Origin of the sequence: Paenibacillus sp. PvR098 (assembly GCF_017833255.1) — a bacterium.
Taxonomy (GTDB): Bacteria; Bacillota; Bacilli; order Paenibacillales; family NBRC-103111; genus Paenibacillus_G.
This window is the reverse complement of sequence record NZ_JAFIBU010000001.1, coordinates 4,655,825-4,676,412: the sequence shown is the minus strand read 5'-3', so window position 1 is coordinate 4,676,412 and position 20,588 is coordinate 4,655,825. Positions and strand designations below refer to the sequence as shown.

Sequence of the window (20,588 nt, the reverse complement as noted above, 5' to 3'; positions counted from 1 at the left end):
GATTTTAATCCATTATGCCCTTGGAATAGGCTCTCCGTCAAGAAAATGCGGGATAAACCGACATTTTACGCAACAGGAGAAGGCGGCTAGGTGTCCGGAGACGGATTGTAAGCCGTTTCAAGAAGCGGACCATCCACCAGTTCATAACCGGATTTCTTCGCTTTAAGAACGCAAAAAAGCAGCTCACAGTCATCACACGGTTCACTGTCGGCCATTAGCTCACAGTCATCACACGGTTCACTGTCGGCCATTCTAGTTATATCTTTTATATAACTTCTCACCGTTTGATAAATGACGTCAACCGCGTCCTCTCTGACAGAGTGCCTATGATGTGCTGATATCCCGAGAACACCCTAAGCTCAGCCCGTTGGATACGTTACGGACCGAAAGAAAAAATAATGTGCGTCGCTCATAAACCACATAAGCAAAGGGCTCTCCTTAAGTCATAGAGACTTAAGAGAGAGCCCTTTGCTATATGTCTAAGACCGTGGAATCGGCTGCTTACGTTTAAAGGAGCTCCGCAGCCTCTCCATTTTAGCCTAGTATTGGACCAGTGAAAATACTTCAAGGCCTTCCAGCTTCTCTCTTCCGTTCAACTCCAGCAGTTCAATCAGGAAGGCTGCGCCAATGACTTCGCCGCCAAGCTGCTTCACCAGGTTAATGGAAGTGGCAATCGTGCCGCCGGTAGCCAGAAGATCGTCTGCGATCAGCACTCTTTGTCCTGGCGCAATGGCATCATTATGCATGGCCAATTTGTCTTTGCCGTATTCGAGAGCATAATCCGCTTCGATCGTTTCACCCGGCAGTTTTCCGCTTTTGCGAATCGGGATAAAGCCAACGCCGAGTGCCACTGCCAGTGGAGCTCCGATCACAAACCCCCGTGCTTCCGGACCGGCAATACAATCGATCTGCGTGCCTTCCAGGCGTCTGGCCATTTCGGCAATCACTTCTCTATATACTTTTCCGTCCTTCAGCAAAGTCGTAATATCTTTAAAGCTGATTCCCGGCTGGGGAAAATTCTCAATTACTCGAATATGTTCTTTGAAATTCATACGATTCCCTCCAACATGGTTTGGGTTTGCTTGTGCCGGGCAAAGAGCATTGACAGCATTTCCTTCGCCGACGAATATAGCAGCTCTTGCTCCACATCCGGCCGCTTCATGCGGCTTTGGTAAAGCAAAGAGACGGTCAAATCCTTCTTCTGTGATGATGAGATAAGCCCATAGCCGTCACCTCGAGGCTCCATCAAATCGAGCTCTGTAAATACATCTAATATAAACCGGGTCAGTGGCAGAGGCACACCCGTACGCTTCGCAATCCATTGGACTGAGCCCGTGTTGCCGGGATTTTGCTGCACGGCCATGACGGCGCCGTATACCGATTTGAACATGTCTCGGGTGGGAAGGACGCCGGATTGCTTATCCTCTTCCGTCCCCCCAAAAGCGGCGTAATATCTTTGTACCGAGATGGCCTCCGCAGTAAGCGCATCAAGCTGCTCCATTCGTTCCGGCAGCGAATAGAGCAGCACATCAGAAGCTTCGGATAATGCGTGCTTACGGGCCATTTCGTTGCCGGGATGGAACTGGCCGTGTATATCTGCGCACCAGAGGGCAAAGCCGGCACCGGATTGCTTCAACCCGGGGGGAGGCTCAGTCCCGAACACCACCACCGCCGGCGGCAGACAGCCTTGTCCTAGAGGGTGACGTTCAAGCCGCCCACATAACTCCATCACCTTTTGAGCCGGCTTCGGCGTACCCCGCCAATCGAACAGTTGGACGCGAGGGACGCCTAAATCTTGAATCATAATCTGGGGGCGGCGTACCCCGTTCCATTCGTTGACAGAAAGCTCGCCAAGGACGTCGATTGATGCGGAAGGCGAAATCCATTCCGCCAGCAGCCCTTTGCCGAAACCGACAGCATCCAAAGCAGCCGCCGTCTCGCTCCTTGCGCATTGCAGCGACAGCTTCAAATGCTGTTGTTCCTTCCCGATCATGCGCATGTCTTTGAGCGCAAGTTCCTTGAATACGAACCGGGGCGACGGATTACCCATACCGAAAGGACCAAGCAGTTCCAACTGGCGGATGCTATCAAGATTCACTTCGCTAAAATCACACATCATGTCCGCTTGCAGTACGGGAATAAAATCATCTGGCGTGAGCCACTCTGCCGCCAAAGTTGACATTCGCCGCGCAAGCTCAGGCAAGTTCTCACGCGACAGCGTCATCCCTGCAGCCATCTGATGACCTCCGTAATGATCCATCAGATCTTGGCAATGGGTAAGCGCCCGGTACATATCGAACCCGGCGATGGAACGAGCCGAGCCTTTGGCCATACCGGTCTCTTTGTCAATCCCAAGAATAATCGTCGGAAGATAAAATCGGTCTACGATTTTTGAAGCGACGATTCCAATCACGCCCACATTCCAATCTTCATAAGCCAGTACAATGGCCTTGGGCAGCTCCCCGTCCTCATCCCGCTGCTCCTCCACCATGGCAATAGCCTGTTTTGCTATCTCATCCACAATGCGCTGACGTTCTTTGTTTAACTGGTCCAACTCATACGCTAGTGCTTCTGCTTCCTGCTCACTTGTCGTCGTGAGGAGCTTTACGGACGTATCTGCGCTAAGCAGACGGCCGCTTGCATTGATTCGCGGCGCAAGGACAAATCCGATATGCGTGGAATTCACGTCCTTCAGTGACGTTCCAGCCACGTCGAGAAGCGCTTTAATACCGTAATTCGACGTCTGCCGCATTCGCTCCAGTCCCTGCTTGACGATGATGCGGTTCTCGTCTGTCAGCGGCATCAAATCGGCCACCGTACCGATGGCCGCAAACTCCAGCAGTTCTTCCGGCCATCGCCCCAGGAGCGCTTGAGCCAGTTTCAGAGCCACTCCTACCCCGGCAAGATGCTTATATGGATAATGACATCCAGGCTTCTTGGGATTAATTAATGCATACGCCTGCGGAAGCACCTCGGGCGGTTCATGATGGTCGGTCACAACTACATCAATTCCAATTGAACTGGCATATGCGATTTGCTCCACAGCGCTAATCCCGGTATCCACAGTCACAATCAACCGTACTCCCTGCTCCTTGGCCGCGTCCAATGCAGCACAGTTCAAACCATACCCTTCATGGACTCGATGGGGTATGTAATAGTCAAAGCTGCAGTCCAATTGACGCAGCAAGTGAACCATTAGTGTCGTACTGCTTACGCCGTCTGCATCGTAATCACCGTACACACGGATCTTCTCGCCTGAATCGATTGCCTGGCGAATACGTTCCACGGCTTTAGCCATACCATTTAAAAGGAACGGATCATGCGTCTGATCCGTTCCTCCGTGTAAAAATTGGTTGGCATGCCCGATGTCTGTCAGTCCGCGGACCGCCAACAGGCGGGCTAACAGCGGCGAAACGTTCAACGCTTCTGAGAGCGCATCTGCAGCCTCAAGATCTGCGCTGCCGATACTCCATCTGGCTTTTGTCTGTAGCATGCCTTCCCTCCTGTCAATTAGTGAAGCAATGTAGGCAAATCGTCGGCCTGCAAATCATGGTTTTTGTATGGGTACCCTGGATCGTATGGGCTCACGTGAACGGTGACGTCAGATATGTGAATAAACCGCTTCATCAACGTAAACTTGACGATTTTAGCGATATCATGTCCCTCTTGAATGGTGATTCGGGGATTCACGCTGATTTTGATGTCTACGATGACGTAATGTCCGTGCTCCCTTGCCTTTAAGTCATCCACGGAGATGACGCCCTTAACGCGCTGTACCGTATCGAGCAGCTCGGCAGCATCCTCTTGATGAAGAACGTGATTCGGTGAGCCATGAAGCGATGCCAGCAGCACTTCATATCCCGCTCGAAGCACAAACCCCACAATTACCAACCCGGCGATCGGATCAAGATAATACAGGGTAGTATTTCCCAGGTAATAGCCAAGCAGCGCACCTCCAACACCGACAAACGCTGCAATCGAGGAATACAGGTCAGTTCGGTGCTTCCTTGCGCCGGAGTTTGGGGATGGGTCGGAAAGCTTATTGTCCGCCCTGTGCTTATACTGAAACAGCGCTTCCTTAACCGCGATAGAAAGAACGATAACGATGAGTGCATACGTCTCCGGCGCCTTATCGACACCGTTGTATATCGATTTTACAGATGAAATACCTACCTCCACACCCACAAAGAGCAGCAGCACGAAAGCAATGATGGATGCTAGAGAATGCGCTTTACCCTGCTCATAAGAATGCTCTTCACCCGGAGGCCGTTTGGCGGCTGATCGTAAGCCCGCGATGGAACTGATCACTTCCGATGCGGAATGAATCGCGTCCGCAATCAACGCTTTACTTTGTGACAAATACCCGGCTACGCCTTTCAAAACCGCCAAAGCGAGGTTGCCTGCTATTCCGATCCACACGTGGGCGGCCGCTTGCTTGATTCGTTCCTCCGTCATGGGCCACTCCTCCATGAATTGATAGAAAGGCCGCCGAAACATGCCGTTTCGCGCGGCCGCGCTTGCCAAGCCGCTTAAGCTGCGGCTTTCTTTTTAGAATTCAATGACTTGTGTTTCAGTACGAGCCAGATCGGGCTTGCAATAATAACGGATGAATACATGCCGCTAACCAACCCGATAATCATAGCAAGTGAAAAGAGTTTAATCGCTTCACTTCCCATAACAAAGAGCAGCACCGCTGCAATCAATACGGTCAGTACCGTGTTGATGGAGCGAGTCATCGTTTGCCAGATACTACGGTTAACAATCTGAGACAAATCCTCAAATGTCTTCACCTTGGCAAAACGCATGTTTTCACGAATTCTATCAAAAATAACGATGGTATCGTTGATCGAGTAACCGATGATGGTCAGTACCGCCGCAACAAACGGTAAATTGACCTCCAGCCGGAAGATAGAGAATATAGCTATGACCATAAAAGCATCATGAAGCAGAGCGGCGATCGCTCCAATAGCAAAACGCCATTCAAAACGAATACTTACGTATATGACAATACCAAGGCTTGCAAGCAATACCGCTAAGACGGCTTTCATGGCCAGTTCTTTGGCCAAATCCGTATCTACCGTGTTTTCTTCTTTGGAAATATTGTCTCCGAACGCCGTTTTGAAGCTAGCTTCGATCTGCCCGACTTCCTGGGAAGTGAGCACCTTGTCGAAGCGAAGTGTAACCCGATCCTCTGCTGCCCCCCCGATAATCGGAGGCGTTGCGGTATCCAAACCGGCGCTTTTGACAAGTTCGGCAGCTTGTGATTGCTGAATGGCTTTGCCTCCCGTTGAAATATCAAGCGTTGTGCCTGCTTTGAAATCGACCCCGAGGTTCAAGCCGAATATCAGCATGGTAATAATGCCGATGACCGTGATAGCTATGGAAAATCCAAAAAATTTCCTACGGTGCTTCATTAAATCATAATTGGCGTTATAGAGCATTGATTTCGGACTCCTTTACCCCAAAATAAGCCGGTTTTTTTACAATGTTGCTGCGAACAAGCAGCGTAAGCAGCCATCTGGAGAAGAAGACGTTCGTCAATATGCTTACCAGAATCGTAAAAATCAGCGTCAAAGCAAAACCTTGGATAGCACCCGTCCCGAGGAAATAAAGCACGGCTCCGGCTAGGATCGTCGTGACATTTGCATCAAGAATCGTACGGAACGAGTGACGGGAGCCCGATTTCAGCGAAGACAAGACGCTCTTGCCGCTGCGCAATTCTTCTCTAATCCGCTCATAAGTAATGATGTTAGCGTCCACCGCCATCCCTACCCCCAGAACAAAGGCCGCGATCCCCGGCAGCGTCAGCGTAGCATTCATCAAGTAAGTTACAACCAGCATTAACCATATGAAAGTCACAATCGTGATTGATGCAACAATCCCTGGCACACGGTAATACACTATCATGAATAAGACAATCAGTATGGACGCGATGATACTCGCCTTAACGGTTTGCTCCAGCGAAAGCTGGCCAAGCGATGCGCCTACAGATTGCGTATACTTCTCTGTTAGCTTCAAAGGAAGCGCACCAAGATTGATCGTATCGGCAATTTTCTTCGCTTCGTCATACGTATAGTTTCCACTGATTGTAGCCGTACCGCCCGTCAATACCTGTTGTACGATCGGAGCGGACAGTTCTACCTCGTCCAAATAAATCGCAAGCGGCTGCCCGACCAGCTTCTGCGTTACCTGGCGAAACTTTTCGGGATCCTTCACTTTAATATTAACGAGTGGTCTGTTCGTTTCGTCGAAGCCGAGTTGGGCAGCACCCACCTCAAAGTCGCTTCCGACCATTTCCTTGGTACCGTCCGGACCACGGAACGACAGCTCGGCAGGTTTCTTTAATATTTCCCGAACCTCTGTTTCATTCTCGATACCGGCCAATCGAACCCGGATCCGGTCTCTGCCTTCTGTCGTTACTTCAGGCTCGCTTACTTTCTGAGCGTTAGCCCGATCTTCGATGCTCCGGGCAGTTTCCAGCAGCGACTCCTTGGTCACCTGCTGTCCCGGTTCAATTGGTTCTGCAATATACAGAATTTCAAATCCGCCTTTTAAGTCAAGACCCAGCTTTATATTGCTTACAAGGTGAGGACTCGTCCAGAGGACGACTGCGAAAACGATCGCTATGCTCGCGAAAAATGCCACGATTCTTTTGATGTCCATAACTATCTCCTTCCAAACTCAATATTCCTATTATACCTACCTGCCAAAATCGAGTCAATTTGATAGCTGTTGGGATTGCGTGGCAGGACAGCCAAAAAAAATAAGCCCATTCATCGGAAATGGGCGTTGTCCTTATAAATGCTCATCGTCATCCAATTCATAAATTGCGTCACTTTGAGTGACAGTATGTCGTTTACGATCCGGTGCAGCGGGGGGATACCGATCTTTTTGTATTTATCGCTTACACATTCCCAGATTTCCTGGCCTGTCACATGCTCATAACCAATCATGCGGAATTCCTCTGCTTTACTGTGGCATAGATTCTCAATGATTCCGTTCAATTCCTCTTCATCCATGGTTCCTTCTTCTTCGGCATCGAAGTTATCCGCTGACGGCACCGCCGATTCTTCTTCCGCTGGTTGGGCGGACGGCTCCTCTGCTTCGTGCTCCAATATTTCTTGCTCGCCGTCAGCCGTCACGGCCGCCTCATCCAAATAATACAGCTCCATATAAGGCAATGTGCTCTCAGCCTTCCCTTCAGAGTCCGTATTCGCGGTTCCCTCCGACTCCCGTTCTTCCTGCCCCGTATCCATGCCGCTTAGACCCGGCTTCCATTCGTCCTTCTCCATCCAGCATCCCTCCCGAAAACGAAGCCTCGTCTTATTACCTATTCGCTGCCTTCGTTCGTTTTCCTGCTGCCGTCCGTTTTGAACGTTCATACAAAAATTATTGCATGCTTGAGGACAGGTTATGCATATCCATTTAATAACGCCAGGGTCCAAGCCCATGGGAAAGAAAGAAGGTCATTCCCTTGACAAAACAATCGTTTATCAAAGGTACACTTATACTTCTTGCCGCGGGAATCGTCAACCGCATCCTAGGATTTATTCCGCGGATTACGCTCCCGAGGGTTATCGGTCCCGAAGGCATCGGTCTCTACCAAATGGGCTGGCCGTTTCTCGTGGTCATTCTCACCATCGTTACAGGGGGGATCCCGATTGCGGTGGCCAAGCTGGTCGCGGCCGCTGAAGCCGAAGGTAATGAAGCGCGCGCCAAAAGCATATTTCGACTAGCCCTTGCCGTGGCTCTGCTGCTTGGCATCCTGCTCACGGCCGGCACATTCTATGGCGCGCGCTGGATTACTGATCACCTTTTTACTGACCCACGAGTATACTACACGTTCCTGTGCATGACGCCGATCATTCTCCTTGTTGCGGTGTCATCTGTCTTTCGCGGTTATTTCCAAGGTCGCCAAAATATGATTCCGACGGCTCTCTCCCAAGTCATGGAAACCGTTGTTCGGATCATCACCGTACTGGCCTTCGCTTATTGGATGCTCCCACACGGTATCGAATATGCCGCTGCCGGTGCCATGGTGGGAGTTGTGGCAGGAGAAGTCTGTGCTCTGCTTGTACTGATGTACTATTACCGTCAGAACCGCAAACGGCATCAGCGTACCCCCCGTGTGAACATCGGCTCCAACCGTAGACTTTCCCGAATTGGTAATTTAAAGCAGATATTAAAGCTGGCAGTCCCCGTGACCGGAAGCAAGCTGGCAGGCTCGGGATCGTATTTTCTCGAATCCGTTCTAATTGTCCAAAGCCTTGCCGTCGCTGGTATCGCCACTGGGCTTGCTACTGCTCAATACGGAGCACTGCAAGGAATGGTTATTCCCGTGCTCATGCTGCCAAGCGCTCTTACTTTCTCTCTAGCCGTATCGTTAGTACCGTCGTTATCTGAAGCCGCCGCTAGGAATGATATGCTGACCATCCACATGCGGCTTCACCAATCGCTGAAGCTCGCTATGGTTACCGGTGCCCCTTTTGCGGTGCTGATGTATGTTCTTGCCGAACCGATATGTTTATATATGTACGGTCAGCCGGGAGTCGGGTCTATGCTTCGGATGATGGCTCCGGCTGCTCTGTTTATTTACTTCCAAGCGCCTCTCCAGGCCGCCCTGCAGGCGCTCGAAAGACCCGGCAGCGCACTGATAAATACGCTCATCGGGTCCACGGTCAAGCTGTCGCTGATCTACTTGCTGGCAAGCCGACCGGAATACGGCATCTTGGGCGCTGTCATCGCCATCACGGTCAATATTATGCTGGTCACCATTCTGCATTGGCACAGTATCGTCCGTCTGCTGAACTTCCGGATGGAGCTCTCCGATTTCATAAAGGTAGGCCTTTGTATGACAGGCACAGGCTTCGCGAGCCATGCTGTCATGCGTGCCGATTGGATCGCAGGCGGCTTTGCCCGCTTTGCCGCCGCATGCGTGGTCGGAATGGTATTATACTTGATTTTGGCCATCCTGTTGAAGCTGATCGATCGTAACGACTTGTTCCGAGTGATCTGGCTCGGCAAAAGGATCGTTAAATGAGTTTCTGGCTGCCGCTTATCTTTTTTTATCGATAAACCATTTACCGCGATGATCAATGGAGCAAAAAAACACTTCCTTAAAATCTTTAACTCCTTGAGACTGCAGTTCGTTTTTTAGCCAAAACCTTGTTTTTCCCAACTTCTCCAAACTTTCGTCCTGCACTTTCCCGTCCATGATCAGCGGCAGCGGCAGGCCTTCATAACGAAACGACGCCTGTCCTTCTAAATGACGTTCTGTTTTATGCTTCTTCTCCAAAATCGTCAGCTTGCCCGAAGGCTCCAAAACAGCAAATTCTACGTCGGCCACATTCAAAACCTTATTTTCTCGAAGCTGCAGGAGGAGATCGTCGAGATTGTAGCGCTGCTTGCGCATCTCTTCCCGATTCAGCTTGCCTCCGTCTATAATCGCTGACGGTTTGCCTTCAAACAACCGCCGCAGCCTCTCATTTTTCAGCGAAATGTACGCAATGAGCAATTGGACCGCTACGAGCGTCACCATGGGCAGAATGCCTTCCACCATCGGCTTGTTCAAATCCTCGAGTACGAACACGGCAATCTCCGCGATCATAATGGATATGACGAGGTCGAAAACAGACAGCTTGCCGATTTCCCTTTTCCCCATAATGCGCAGCGTCAAGAACACGATCAGATAGACCATAACGGTTCGAAATAAAAGGGTCCATATTTCCATTGGCTTTTCCTCCCGGGAACTCTTCAAGGAATATTTTGACCTTGGGCGTCTCTTGTCATGCGGGTGAATTGTTGGTAAACGTCTCAGGAACCTGTACTATTTCTTGGTACATGCCCATACAATGAAAAATAAGGAGCAAGCTCGCTCCGGAGACGCCAGAGTTTAGGGGTAATGAGCGAGCCCTTGCAGCCCTGATCAATTTCCTCAGGGGATCATGGATCGGATTAGGAGGAATGAGGTATTCATGAAAAATTCACCCTTGTTTTCCGGTTTAACGTACGCTGGCGGATTTATGCTTATCGGCACGCTGATCGCCTCGCTCATCTTGCTCGCAACCGACATTCCGGAAGACTCTTGGGCGGGAACCACACTGTTCATTCACGGATTAGCTATGCTTGTCGGCGGTATTGTATCCGGCAAACGAAGCGGCAGCAAGGGTTGGTATCAAGGGATACTGCTCGGCTCCATCTATACCGCTGTCGTTTGGATCATCGGTTTTTTGGCTTATGACTCAGGGCTTACGAAAGACATGTTGATATTGGCAGGTTTGGCTTTAACGGCAGGCGCCATAGGCGGCATCATCGGGGTTAATTTGAAGAAATAGTCATGGGGTAAAACAAATAAAAGCCCGTCTGTCGCATGAATGCGATAGAACGGGCTTTTATTTACGGCCGCACATGCGGCCGCTATGATACTACTTTTCATCCGTTGACGACGAGCTTTGTACGGTGTTTACCGCAGAACGTTCGAACGTCAGCTTGGTCACGTCATTGACGCGCAGGATGACCGTTTCGTCGGTCAGCTCGAGGATCGTACCGTGCAAACCGCCGATGGTTAACACCTTGTCCCCTTTTTTCAAATTGCCCAGCATCATGTTGCGAGTCTTCTGACGTTTTTGCTGAGGACGGATAAGTAAAAAGTACAGGACGACAAACATCAAAACAAGCGGACCATAAGTAACCAAGTACCCTTCGATACCTGGGGCCGCTGCATCACTTGCCGCTAACCACATTTGCTTTCCCCCTTTCTTGAAATACATCTATGTAATATTGGTTAAAACCCTTTGCTGTTCTCGTCGATACCGTATTGGGCAAAAAACTCGTTGCGAAAATCGAGCAGCCGGTCCTCGCGAATCGCCTGACGTACTCCGCGCATCAGCTCCAGCAAGAAGTGCAGGTTGTGATACGTGGTAAGCCGGATACCGAACGTTTCATCGGCCTTTATCAAGTGACGAATATAGGCGCGCGAATAGTTACGACAGGTGTAGCAGGAGCATTCTGGATCAAGCGGGCCGAAATCCTCCGTGAATTTTGCATTACGGATGACAAGTCTTCCTGAGCTGGTCATAACTGTGCCGTTGCGGGCAATACGCGTCGGCAGGACACAGTCGAACATATCGATGCCGCGAATGGAACCTTCTACCAGCGCATCCGGGGAACCGACCCCCATCAAATAACGAGGTTTGTTAGCTGGCAGTAACGGAACGGTATAATCAAGCACCTCAAACATAAGATGCTTAGGTTCACCGACACTAAGCCCCCCAATAGCATACCCCGGGAAATCCATGGAAGTCAACTCAATAGCGCTTTGTTTGCGCAAATCTTCGTACATGCCGCCCTGAACGATAGCGAATAGTCCTTGCTCCCCGGGCCGGCTGTGTGCCTTCAGACATCGTTCCGCCCACCTTGTCGTCCGTTCCAGAGAATTTTTGGCATAGCTGTGCTCTGCCGGATACGGCGGGCATTCATCGAAAGCCATAATGATGTCGGCGCCAAGCGCATTCTGGATTTCAATCGATTTTTCAGGAGAAATAAATAGCTTGTCCCCGTTCAGATGTGAGCGGAACTGTACGCCTTCTTCACTGATTTTACGCATTTCACTGAGGCTGAATACTTGAAATCCGCCGCTGTCCGTGAGGATTGGTCTGTCCCAGTTCATGAACCGGTGAAGCCCTCCCGCCGCTTTGACGATCTCGTGTCCTGGACGTAGGAACAAGTGGTACGTATTGCTGAGAACAATATGTGCGTCCATCTGCTTCAGCTCTTCCGGGCTCATCGTTTTGACAGTAGCCTGGGTGCCTACCGGCATGAACGCGGGTGTCTCCACGATACCATGCGGAGTATGAACCCGGCCGAGTCTAGCCCCCGATTGCTTGCACGTTTTGATGTGTTCATAGGTGATGGCCATTAATATCACTTCTTTCCGGGCATTGCCGTGATCTAGTATATAAACATGGCGTCGCCGAAGCTGAAAAAGCGGTATTCCCGCTCCACGGCTTCTTTATAAGCGGCCAGAACATGCTCTCTTCCTGCAAGTGCACTGATCAGCATCATCAAAGTGGACTTGGGCAAATGAAAATTGGTAAGCAGTGCATCAACGAGACGATACGAGTACCCTGGGTATATAAAAATACCCGTCCATCCGCTTCCCTGCACTAACGTACCGTCTTCTCGCGCGGCTGACTCCAGAGTTCTGGCTGAAGTCGTACCTACCGCGACGATTCGTCCACCCTGCCGTTTCGCTGCATTCACAATTTCAGCCGTCCGCTCGGAAACCTCGTAATACTCCTCGTGCATTTCATGTTCTTCTACGGTTTCCGCTGAAACTGGGCGAAATGTCCCAAGCCCGACATGCAGCGTGACATAGGCTAATTGTATACCTTTTTGTTCCAGCCTATGCAAATAGTCCTCCGTAAAATGAAGCCCCGCCGTCGGTGCTGCTGCAGATCCCCTGTGCTTGGCGTATACCGTCTGATACCGCTCCTTCTCGGGAAGCTGCTCTTTAATGTATGGAGGCAGGGGCATTTGGCCGAGCCGCTCCAATATCTCATGAAAGATACCGCTGTAACTAAAATGAAGCACTCGGCTGCCCATATCGCCTTCGGATTCCACTGTGGCCGTCAGCAGCGGTGCATCGCCCATCTCTCCGGATTCGCTGCCGAAGTGAAGACGCGCTCCGGCTTTTAGTCGTTTGGCAGGACGGACAAGCGCTTCCCAGCGATCCCCTTCCAACGGCTTCAGCAGCAGCACCTCCGCTTTGGCACCCGTATCCGCCTTCACGCCAAAAAGCCGGGCTGGAATGACTCTTGTGTCGTTGAGCACAAGCACATCCCCGGCTTGAAGATATTGCTCCAGTTGTGCAAACCCATGGTGACCGGTCTGTCCTGTGCGCTTATCGAGCGTCAGAAGCCGCGATGCCGTTCGATCGGCAAGCGGCGTCTGCGCAATAAGCGACTCTGGAAGATTGTAATCGAACAATTCTACCTGCATTGTTATCTCTTCATCCCTTAGAAATTGAGACCCCTATATAGTAAGTCTGCAATATTTTGTGATAATCGTAGCCAAGCTCGGCAAACCCTTTGGCGCCCCACTGGGACATGCCCAGGCCATGGCCGAAGCCGCTACCTTTAAATACGAACTGCGGGCTCCGTGTGGCGACCCGAACCTTCCCGTCCGCGTTCAACACGAAGAGTTCCTGATCCCGGTGCTCAAGCACCGTTTGGCTGCCGCCTGCAGTAAAAATCGGCTGTGCGGCGGAGGTTTGGCTTCGAACCGTCCCCCCCGCTCCCAATATAGTATACCGTCCTGTTTCTTCAATTTCAAACTTCGTGCTGGGCAAACCTCCCAGAAGCGTTCGGAGCGCATCGGGATAAGTGGCTTTAATCGTCTGACCGTTCGCCGCAACCTCGAGAACCCGTCCCGAAATGCCGCGCTTCGTCACTTCCAAATGCTGAAGCTCCCCGCCTGCCGCCCTGGCGGAGCCTAGCCTCTTACTTAGCTCCGATGCGTTGAAAGGTCCACGAATCCAAGCGTAGGCGTTCGATTCCACTTCCTCTCCGATCACAACAAAACGATCGCGGATATCGACCTTAAACACCGCCGCATTTCCTGTATTATCCACGTAAGGAGCAGGACGAACATTCACTCCGTCCTGCACGGATTCGTAGTAGGACAGGCCTGCCGGATTTTTGAGTCCCGTATCTCGCGCATAATCGGAATGGATATAGCCCATGCTGCCGTCCGGAAGCACGATGCGGTACCATTTCTTTTTGCCCGCTTCCGCTCCTTTATCCTGAGAAGAAACGCTCTTCAAATAAGCGACCTCGTTGCCCCACACCTCAGTCGAGTCCGCCGTTTGCCCACCCGCATTGGAGTAATAAAGCGGATCGATCAAAGCTTTATTGAAGGTAAGCACCTCTCCGGCTGTTGCATCGACCGCTTGGATCGCGGCCGGAAATTCTGCGGTCCTGCCTTTGTAGGATTGATCGAATGTTGTATCCGAAATATGGGCAATCTGATATTTGACGCCCTGCTTGAGCGCATAGGTGCGGGCGGCGACCGCCTGCGCCTTCAATGCTTCCATAGGCCAAGCCGAGCTAAGCTCGGAGCCGAGAACCGCGTACAAATAATGCTGAAAGGGCAGCTCATTGATAACGGCAAGCTTGTTGTTATGGAGAGATAGTTCAATGCCACCGCGGTACATGCGCCCAAAGCGCTCATTGACGGTAACTGCGCCCTGATCGTTCGCCGCCGCCCACAGCTTAGAGCTTGCGCTAAAGACCAGCGCGGTCAGCGGCACCGCTGCGCTGTCGGCGTCAACGGACAGTTCGGTACGCAGAAGCACGTAACTCTGCGTGACATCCATTGGCGTCAGTGCCACCGAGGGCAGAGCCGCTGCAATCTGTGCCTTCAGCGCTTCTAGCCCTGCGCTGTCGGCGGCACCGCCGACGAGCGCGGCGAAGCCGCCTCCGCTCAGCTGCGCCACGCTTGCGTCGAAACCGGCCTGCGCGATCGCCGCGACCTGCTCCTGAGCCTGTGCGGCTGCGGCATAAGTGCCCGCGTTCCAACGCAGCGGCCCGGAAACCGCCGCCCCCGGCCGGGCCGCCGCCGCAGCAGAAGCCTCATCCTTGGTCGCGTACGGACCAAGGTAAACCCGATAAGCCGGCGCGCCCTGCGCCGCGCGCTGTACAACACCCGCGGACGAGCCGCCGGCCGCTAACTGCCGCGCCTGCGTTCGGGCCTCAGCGGCGTTGGCCGTCTCAGGCAGCTGCGCGTAGTAGCCGTCCGCGTACACGCGGACCGGCTCCTTCGCCACAGCCTGGTGGACGGGCACGCCGCCCGCGGCTCCCCGTAGGCTGAGCGTCAGCCCGGCATCCGCGGACAGCGTCACCGCGGACGCCGGGCTAGCATATTTGCCCGTATCGATGAACAGCGCGACACGGATTGCATCCAGCTTAGGCACTGTCGTTTGCGCTGCCTGCATGGCAGCTTCCGAAGCTAAAGCCGATCCAGTCGCCCCTATGGTTCCGGACAACAGCAGCGCCGCCGCTGTCGTCATTTTCAACAAGATACCGTAAACCGGTCGTGCAGTCTGCTTGATCGCCTCAGATGAAACTCCAGTCGACATGATCGACCGTTTCAACCCTTTCATCATAACGTTCCCCTTTCAAAGCGTACGGTTACTCGCTCCCCTGCCAATGGCTCAGGAACGGCTTGGCATGGGCAGCCCCAGATGTTTGCATGCGCTCGCCGTCACCATACGGCCGCGCGGCGTGCGCTGAAGAAAGCCGATTTGCAGCAAATACGGCTCGTACACATCCTCGATCGTTTGACTCTCTTCTCCGATAGAAGCGGCGATCGTATCCAATCCAACCGGTCCGCCCTGAAAGCTGAGAATGATGGCGCGCAGCATTTTATGGTCAATTTCGTCCAATCCGAGCGCATCCACCTGAATGCTCGCAAGCGCCGCCTGCGTGATCTCAAGCGTGATAATGCCGTCACCTTTCACTTGTGCGAAATCGCGAACACGCTTCAGCAGCCGATTGGCAATCCGAGGCGTTCCACGGGAACGCATACCAATCTCATGCGACGCTTCACCGATGATCTCCACCTGTAAAATGTCCGCGGTCCTGCTTACGATGTATGACAGTTCATCCACCGTATAGTACTCCAAACGGCTAACGACGCCGAAGCGGTCCCTCAAAGGGGCGGACAACAGCCCGACCCGGGTCGTGGCACCCACTAAGGTGAATGGAGGCAAATCGAGCCGAACCGAACGGGCGCTGGGACCCTTGCCGATGATAATGTCGAGAGCATAATCCTCCATCGCGGGATACAGCACCTCTTCCACCGTCCGGTGCAGCCGGTGAATCTCATCAATGAACAGCACGTCGCCTTCCTGTAAATTCGTCAAAATAGCGGCCAAATCGCCGGGACGCTCGATCGCAGGTCCAGAAGTCGTACGCAGATTGACACCGAGTTCATTCGCGATGATGTTGGACAGCGTCGTCTTGCCAAGCCCCGGCGGGCCGTACAGCAGCACATGGTCCAGCGCTTCTTTGCGCATTTTGGCTGCCTCTATATACACCTTTAAATTTCCCTTTGCATGCGATTGGCCGATATATTCCGCCAAGTACCGCGGACGGAGACTGAACTCCATACCTTGGTCCTCCATCATCAGGTTTGCCGAAATGATGCGGTCTTCCATCCTTGCAGCTCCTCTCCTCCGGACTCAGGTTTGCCGGAAGGGCAAGCCGTCCTCCGGGCTTCCTCATTTCATCAGGGATTGCTGAAATAACGCCTGCAGGGCCAGCTTCGTTACGGCATCCGTCGTCTCGTCACCTTTCAGATTCGGCTTGACGGTTTGTCCAGCCCGGTCTGCTTCCGCTTCCGTATAACCAAGCACAAGCAGTGCCGCTTTAGCTTCCGCCCAAGCTCCGCCGCCAGCCATAGCCGCTGCCGCAACCTCTATGCCGTGAACGGTAAAGCTCTCGTCGTCCGAGGATAAAACGCCCAGCTTATCCTTGAGATCGAGGACCATACGCTGTGCCGTTTTCTTCCCAATCCCGGGAAGCTTCGTAAGGAACGTAAGATTTTCCTGCCGGATTGCCGATGCAATCACCTCCGGACGCCCGCCGGCGAGCACACCAATGGCCACTTTTGGCCCGATACCATTTACCTCCAGCAGAAGCCGAAAAAGCGACTGTTCCTCCCGGGACGTAAACCCAAAAAGCAGATGCGCGTCCTCTCTTACCTGATAATGTATATACATCATGACTTCCCCACCGTCTTTACCCGGCGCTACGGCAAACGGATTCGCGCAGAAAACGCGGTACCCCACGCCGTGCACATCCAGCACCACATAGTCCGTTTCCCGGTGGGCCACCGTTCCTCTCAAAAAGTCAATCATCGTTTATATGCTCCGTTCAATTTTTGTTGTAAGGCCGAGGAATGTGCGTGGCAGATCGCTACCGCCAGAGCATCGGCCACGTCGTCGGGCTTGGGTACCGCGGACAGATGCAGGAACATCCGCACCATCTCCTGCACCTGCTTCTTCTCTGCCTTTCCGTAACCGACAATCGCCTGTTTCACCTGAAGCGGCGTGTATTCCCCAATCGGAAGCCCCTTCTGCTCCGCCGCCAGCATTAGCACGCCGCGCGCCTGACCTACGGTTAAAGCCGTTGTTACATTACGGTTAAAGAACAACTTCTCAATGCCCACGGTATCGGGCTTGTACTTCTCTATCAATTCTATCGTCGCCTCGTAAATCTGCTTTAGGCGCAGCGCATCAGCCGTATGGGCTTCCGTCTGGATGGAACCGTATTGAACTGGCACTAGCTTGTGCCCTTGTTTATCGATAAAACCGAAACCGACAATGGCGATCCCGGGATCAATGCCTAAAATCCGCACACTCGCGCAACTCCCTCATTCTGCTCTATTCGCTTCAAAAGGCGAACATATGTATTCACATGCCATTATAGCAGATTATAAGAGCGATGAATATGCCGCGCAGTAAAGACTATATTTCTCTGCCGTCCATGGTACGAGCGCCGATAAAGCGTTCCGCATCCTGGTCCGCTTTGTTTTGATTGCAGAAGTAGCAGGAACAAACGCAGTTAACGGGCGTGGTATGACCACCTTTGGATTTCGGCACGATATGATCGATCGTGTCGCCGTACCCCCCGCAGTAATAACAGCTGTACCCGTCCCGCTGCATGATCATCCTGCGGAAATCATCATTGCTGTACAGCCTCCGGATCATGTAGGGATTTAAGACAATCGCCGCACGTTCCTCAACAAGCAGCACCGCCAGGCTCCAATCGATGTCTTGAATCCATCGCCTGCCGTTATTGCTTTTTCCTTTCATACGGATGATTCCCTGCCGATCCTGCCGGAGAAGGCTGGCCGCGCCTTTCTTGCTGGACGGGGGCGGCGCTGGGAAGGTGAGCGGTCTCAGCGGCTCGGAGATTCCCGGTATTCCTGCAGGCAGCAGCTCCTTCACATGAAGCGCCTCCGTTTCCGGTAGCTTCAGCTTCGCCTTCTTTCTCGCACACTTGCGGCAAATGTTTTTGCGCGCCCCGTTCCGTGAACGTTTGGAGCCCTTGGTGGGAAACTGAAGATAATACTTGGTTTGTCCGCATCGGCTGCATGTTTTGTGCAGCAGGCAATGCGCGCCCGTGTTCATAGACCCCCTCCCCCCCCTTGATCGCCATCTTTTTCGAAACTGTCGTTTCTCAATTATATCAGATTTGGTTCCCGGGCAACTATAGCATTCGACAGATCTCTGCACAGCAAAAAAGAGGTCGGCCGGCGGCCACCCCAATTATACGGTCCACTGGTCGTGCACAATCCCGACCAAGTACCAACCGTTATTGCTTTTTTCAAACACGAGTCTCAAACTCTTCCAGGCGAGACCCTCAAATTGCATATCAAAACCCTGAAAATGGAACTCAGCAAAAGAATACCGGTCCGAAGGATACACTTCCGTCAGATTGGAGCGTGTCGTCCCTTGACCGATTTCCCGATTGACCGACGTTTTGTGCGATTGGGCAAAATCAGCATCGTATATAAATTGGTCGAAATACTCTGCGAACGTCAGCTGGATCGGTTCACCTGAACCGTCATAAACGCCCCATTCATAGACGGCTTTGTCGGTCATAAGCTCCTTGAGCCGCTCCGCTCGGAACACAAGTTTGCTTTGGGATTCCACATACCCGTAAGGAGAAAATCGGATCCCCTTTACCGGATGAGCCATGTCGGACAGCTGCTCCATATCCTTTTCCTTCAGTGCTTGAACGGACTTGCGAGCCTGTTCCTCCACAACTGCCGTTTCCTCCGCTTTGTCTGGAGAATCTTGGTCATTGCCCAAGTTCGAATCCGGCTGCGCTGCAGGGGGTTCCACGGAAGGCGGGGGATTGTAAGGCGCTTTCGAGAAGCAGGACGACATCATAAACACAGCTGCAGAAATCACACCGATCAGCAGCATTCGTTTCATTATCCTATATCCTTTCACGCCATCGTTCGGATGAAGCCTTCTCATCCCTTTCTAAATAAACGCGATTCCTCGTGAAAAGGTTGCAGTACGAGCCCGGCTTCCTGCAGGCATCCTTGTCCTGCTAGTAGTTTGGTTCATTTTGCATCACTTTCTCCGTCTCTTCCACCGCATAATCGCTCAAGGTCGACAGCACGCTGTTATAGTCATCCAAATCCCTTACCCGGATCCCTTGGTACAGCTGCTTTACCGTCTCACGAGGGAGACTGCTTTCCAAATGCTCAATGTTCAGCTGGAAAAACGTACGGATCACGCTTTCGCCCCCAGATCCGGGCACACCCTCGAACAGCGATAGGTTCCCCTTTATATCCAGTCCGAAGTAGGCGTTGTTTTTGCACTGTGGGGACAGGTCGTCCACCAGTTCCGTAAAATACACCTTGCTTCCTTCATCCAAACTGACCGTCAGGGACGGATGGTCGCGGTAATAGTTCAAAATGTCGCTTGAACTCATCATACCGAGCCGTTGAAACTCCTCACCGCACACATAGGCTTTTTTCACATAAGCTTCCCTTGGACCATCCATGCCCGCCACCAACATACGCACTTCATCCTCCGGCTGTGAGAATTCCTTCATATTCCGGCTGAATACCGCTTGTTCCCGCGCATCCCTAGCCGAAGGTCCCGCCCACCGCTCGCTATAGAGCCATATTCCAGCAACAAAAGCACCAGCCACGAGCAAAATCCCGGCCAAATTCAACCAACGGCGTTTGACGCGAAGCTTTTTTTTCAACTTTTTTTTTAACTGATTCCAGAAGCTGAGCAGATTCATTCGATCCCCTCTGTCATATAAATGCTGATTTGTTTTTACTATTTTTCCCATAGTGTTCGACTCTTATACGATTTGGATGTATACTAAGGTCGGAACAAGCCATTACCTAACCGAAAGGAAGGATCCACTCCCGATGCATCCGATCATAAAAGAAATTTGGGCTTGGGTTCGCTCACTTGCCGCCGCATTCGTATTGACGATTTTGATCGGTTTGTTTGTTTTCCAACCGACCAAGGTACTAGGTCACTCGATGGATCCGACACTGCATAATGAGCAGCGCATTTATGTATCCAAGCTGTCCCATACGTTCGGCTACGAACCTGATTACAGCGACATTGTCATCATAGACAGCCGGGTAGACCGTCTGCGTTCCTTCAAGGACGACGTACTGGAGCATCCTCTGCTGCGTTTGCTTCGCGGGGATAACGATCCGAGCATGTACGTGAAACGGGTTATCGGTAAATCTGGAGACGTGCTGGAGCTTAAAAACAGCAAGCTGTACCGGAATGGTGAGCAGTTGGATGAGCCCTATTTGAACGAAACGATGGAGCTTACCGCAGACCAAAAGTGGACCGTGCCGGAAGGGCATGTTTTCGTAATGGGAGACAACCGCAATCATAGTAAAGACAGCCGGGATATCGGCTTCATCCCGGACAGTCATATCCTGGGTATTAAAATCTGACGCAGCCTTCGGTTCTATGACTGCTTTTCAAGCAAATCCATTGAATGGAATTTCTATAGTGACGATGTATTCAATAT

21 protein-coding genes are annotated in these 20,588 nt (G+C 52.1%); 3 read left to right on the top strand and 18 right to left on the bottom strand.

All coding sequences use genetic code 11. The features are described from left to right. Positions 1-86 precede the first annotated feature (86 nt). The 7 genes from JOE45_RS23125 to JOE45_RS24050 all read right to left on the bottom strand — a co-directional run bounded on the left by JOE45_RS23125 (position 87) and on the right by JOE45_RS24050 (position 7,292). Positions 87-251 carry a hypothetical protein gene (locus JOE45_RS23125; RefSeq protein ID WP_210022155.1) on the bottom strand — a complete coding sequence of 55 codons (165 nt, stop codon included), beginning with the start codon at positions 249-251 and terminating at the stop codon, positions 87-89. Between the two features lie 288 nt (positions 252-539). Further along, positions 540-1,052, bottom strand: a complete 513-nt coding sequence (locus tag JOE45_RS23120; protein WP_210022156.1) for an adenine phosphoribosyltransferase — start codon at positions 1,050-1,052, stop codon at positions 540-542. Further along, positions 1,049-3,493, bottom strand: a complete 2,445-nt coding sequence (recJ, locus tag JOE45_RS23115) for a single-stranded-DNA-specific exonuclease RecJ (RefSeq protein WP_210022157.1) — start codon at positions 3,491-3,493, stop codon at positions 1,049-1,051. Before recJ ends, JOE45_RS23120 begins: the two co-directional genes overlap by 4 nt. A gap of 17 nt (positions 3,494-3,510) precedes the next feature. After that, positions 3,511-4,455 carry a cation diffusion facilitator family transporter gene (locus tag JOE45_RS23110; protein WP_210022158.1) on the bottom strand — a complete coding sequence of 315 codons (945 nt, stop codon included), beginning with the start codon at positions 4,453-4,455 and terminating at the stop codon, positions 3,511-3,513. Positions 4,456-4,529: 74 nt separating this feature from the next. Further along, positions 4,530-5,441 carry a protein translocase subunit SecF gene (gene secF / locus JOE45_RS23105; RefSeq protein ID WP_210022159.1) on the bottom strand — a complete coding sequence of 304 codons (912 nt, stop codon included), beginning with the start codon at positions 5,439-5,441 and terminating at the stop codon, positions 4,530-4,532. Continuing rightward, positions 5,431-6,663, bottom strand: a complete 1,233-nt coding sequence (gene secD, locus JOE45_RS23100) for a protein translocase subunit SecD (RefSeq protein WP_210022160.1) — start codon at positions 6,661-6,663, stop codon at positions 5,431-5,433. The genes secF and secD overlap by 11 nt, the downstream gene beginning before the upstream one ends. A gap of 110 nt (positions 6,664-6,773) precedes the next feature. Then, positions 6,774-7,292: a post-transcriptional regulator gene (locus JOE45_RS24050; RefSeq protein ID WP_348632575.1), complete on the bottom strand. Its 519-nt coding sequence runs from the start codon at positions 7,290-7,292 to the stop codon at positions 6,774-6,776. A 182-nt stretch (positions 7,293-7,474) separates the two neighbouring features. On the opposite strand from JOE45_RS24050, the gene spoVB reads away from it, so the two are divergent. Next, complete coding sequence (gene spoVB / locus JOE45_RS23090; RefSeq protein WP_210022161.1) at positions 7,475-9,040, top strand: stage V sporulation protein B; 1,566 nt, start codon at positions 7,475-7,477, stop codon at positions 9,038-9,040. A 15-nt stretch (positions 9,041-9,055) separates the two neighbouring features. Here the strand turns inward: spoVB and JOE45_RS23085 are convergent, their stop codons facing one another. Continuing rightward, positions 9,056-9,730, bottom strand: a complete 675-nt coding sequence (locus JOE45_RS23085) for a DUF421 domain-containing protein (protein ID WP_210022162.1) — start codon at positions 9,728-9,730, stop codon at positions 9,056-9,058. Positions 9,731-9,974: 244 nt separating this feature from the next. Between JOE45_RS23085 and JOE45_RS23080 the strand changes: the two genes are divergently transcribed. Next, on the top strand, positions 9,975-10,334 hold the full coding sequence (locus JOE45_RS23080) for a TIGR04086 family membrane protein (RefSeq protein WP_210022163.1): 360 nt from the start codon (positions 9,975-9,977) through the stop codon (positions 10,332-10,334). 90 nt (positions 10,335-10,424) lie between these two features. Here the strand turns inward: JOE45_RS23080 and yajC are convergent, their stop codons facing one another. The 10 genes from yajC to JOE45_RS23030 form a co-directional block, all read right to left on the bottom strand. Next, a complete protein-coding gene (yajC, locus tag JOE45_RS23075) occupies positions 10,425-10,742 on the bottom strand; it encodes a preprotein translocase subunit YajC (RefSeq protein WP_210022164.1) in 318 nt (105 codons plus the stop codon). A 41-nt stretch (positions 10,743-10,783) separates the two neighbouring features. Next, the gene (tgt, locus tag JOE45_RS23070) at positions 10,784-11,923 is read right to left on the bottom strand and encodes a tRNA guanosine(34) transglycosylase Tgt (RefSeq protein ID WP_210023496.1); all 1,140 of its coding nucleotides are present in this window, start codon (positions 11,921-11,923) and stop codon (positions 10,784-10,786) included. 26 nt (positions 11,924-11,949) lie between these two features. After that, positions 11,950-12,999 carry a tRNA preQ1(34) S-adenosylmethionine ribosyltransferase-isomerase QueA gene (gene queA / locus JOE45_RS23065; protein WP_210022165.1) on the bottom strand — a complete coding sequence of 350 codons (1,050 nt, stop codon included), beginning with the start codon at positions 12,997-12,999 and terminating at the stop codon, positions 11,950-11,952. Positions 13,000-13,009: 10 nt separating this feature from the next. Further along, entirely contained in the window at positions 13,010-15,163 is a 2,154-nt protein-coding gene (locus JOE45_RS23060; protein ID WP_245247130.1) for a SpoIID/LytB domain-containing protein, read from the bottom strand. Positions 15,164-15,211: 48 nt separating this feature from the next. Further along, the gene (gene ruvB, locus JOE45_RS23055) at positions 15,212-16,216 is read right to left on the bottom strand and encodes a Holliday junction branch migration DNA helicase RuvB (RefSeq protein WP_210022166.1); all 1,005 of its coding nucleotides are present in this window, start codon (positions 16,214-16,216) and stop codon (positions 15,212-15,214) included. Positions 16,217-16,279: 63 nt separating this feature from the next. After that, positions 16,280-16,918: a Holliday junction branch migration protein RuvA gene (ruvA, locus tag JOE45_RS23050; protein ID WP_210022167.1), complete on the bottom strand. Its 639-nt coding sequence runs from the start codon at positions 16,916-16,918 to the stop codon at positions 16,280-16,282. Next, positions 16,915-17,418 carry a crossover junction endodeoxyribonuclease RuvC gene (gene ruvC / locus JOE45_RS23045; RefSeq protein ID WP_210022168.1) on the bottom strand — a complete coding sequence of 168 codons (504 nt, stop codon included), beginning with the start codon at positions 17,416-17,418 and terminating at the stop codon, positions 16,915-16,917. The genes ruvA and ruvC overlap by 4 nt, the downstream gene beginning before the upstream one ends. 109 nt (positions 17,419-17,527) lie before the next feature. Then, complete coding sequence (locus JOE45_RS23040) at positions 17,528-18,193, bottom strand: HNH endonuclease (protein ID WP_210022169.1); 666 nt, start codon at positions 18,191-18,193, stop codon at positions 17,528-17,530. Positions 18,194-18,331: 138 nt separating this feature from the next. Next, on the bottom strand, positions 18,332-19,003 hold the full coding sequence (locus JOE45_RS23035) for an LptM family lipoprotein (RefSeq protein ID WP_210022170.1): 672 nt from the start codon (positions 19,001-19,003) through the stop codon (positions 18,332-18,334). A gap of 121 nt (positions 19,004-19,124) precedes the next feature. Next, positions 19,125-19,880 carry a BofC C-terminal domain-containing protein gene (locus JOE45_RS23030; RefSeq protein ID WP_245247129.1) on the bottom strand — a complete coding sequence of 252 codons (756 nt, stop codon included), beginning with the start codon at positions 19,878-19,880 and terminating at the stop codon, positions 19,125-19,127. An 82-nt stretch (positions 19,881-19,962) separates the two neighbouring features. Between JOE45_RS23030 and lepB the strand changes: the two genes are divergently transcribed. Next, on the top strand, positions 19,963-20,511 hold the full coding sequence (gene lepB / locus JOE45_RS23025; protein ID WP_210022171.1) for a signal peptidase I: 549 nt from the start codon (positions 19,963-19,965) through the stop codon (positions 20,509-20,511). The last annotated feature ends 77 nt before the right edge of the window (positions 20,512-20,588 follow it).

Coding starts and splice junctions, on each gene's coding strand:
- JOE45_RS23125 (WP_210022155.1), bottom strand. CDS start 251: ATGGCCGACAGTGAACCGTGTGATGACTGTGAGCTAATGGCCGACAGT.
- JOE45_RS23120 (WP_210022156.1), bottom strand. CDS start 1,052: ATGAATTTCAAAGAACATATTCGAGTAATTGAGAATTTTCCCCAGCCG.
- recJ (WP_210022157.1), bottom strand. CDS start 3,493: ATGCTACAGACAAAAGCCAGATGGAGTATCGGCAGCGCAGATCTTGAG.
- JOE45_RS23110 (WP_210022158.1), bottom strand. CDS start 4,455: ATGACGGAGGAACGAATCAAGCAAGCGGCCGCCCACGTGTGGATCGGA.
- secF (WP_210022159.1), bottom strand. CDS start 5,441: ATGCTCTATAACGCCAATTATGATTTAATGAAGCACCGTAGGAAATTT.
- secD (WP_210022160.1), bottom strand. CDS start 6,663: ATGGACATCAAAAGAATCGTGGCATTTTTCGCGAGCATAGCGATCGTT.
- JOE45_RS24050 (WP_348632575.1), bottom strand. CDS start 7,292: ATGGAGAAGGACGAATGGAAGCCGGGTCTAAGCGGCATGGATACGGGG.
- JOE45_RS23085 (WP_210022162.1), bottom strand. CDS start 9,730: ATGGAAATATGGACCCTTTTATTTCGAACCGTTATGGTCTATCTGATC.
- JOE45_RS23080 (WP_210022163.1), top strand. CDS start 9,975: ATGAAAAATTCACCCTTGTTTTCCGGTTTAACGTACGCTGGCGGATTT.
- yajC (WP_210022164.1), bottom strand. CDS start 10,742: ATGTGGTTAGCGGCAAGTGATGCAGCGGCCCCAGGTATCGAAGGGTAC.
- queA (WP_210022165.1), bottom strand. CDS start 12,999: ATGCAGGTAGAATTGTTCGATTACAATCTTCCAGAGTCGCTTATTGCG.
- JOE45_RS23060 (WP_245247130.1), bottom strand. CDS start 15,163: ATGATGAAAGGGTTGAAACGGTCGATCATGTCGACTGGAGTTTCATCT.
- ruvB (WP_210022166.1), bottom strand. CDS start 16,216: ATGGAAGACCGCATCATTTCGGCAAACCTGATGATGGAGGACCAAGGT.
- ruvA (WP_210022167.1), bottom strand. CDS start 16,918: ATGATTGACTTTTTGAGAGGAACGGTGGCCCACCGGGAAACGGACTAT.
- JOE45_RS23040 (WP_210022169.1), bottom strand. CDS start 18,193: ATGAACACGGGCGCGCATTGCCTGCTGCACAAAACATGCAGCCGATGC.
- JOE45_RS23035 (WP_210022170.1), bottom strand. CDS start 19,003: ATGAAACGAATGCTGCTGATCGGTGTGATTTCTGCAGCTGTGTTTATG.
- JOE45_RS23030 (WP_245247129.1), bottom strand. CDS start 19,880: ATGGGAAAAATAGTAAAAACAAATCAGCATTTATATGACAGAGGGGAT.
- lepB (WP_210022171.1), top strand. CDS start 19,963: ATGCATCCGATCATAAAAGAAATTTGGGCTTGGGTTCGCTCACTTGCC.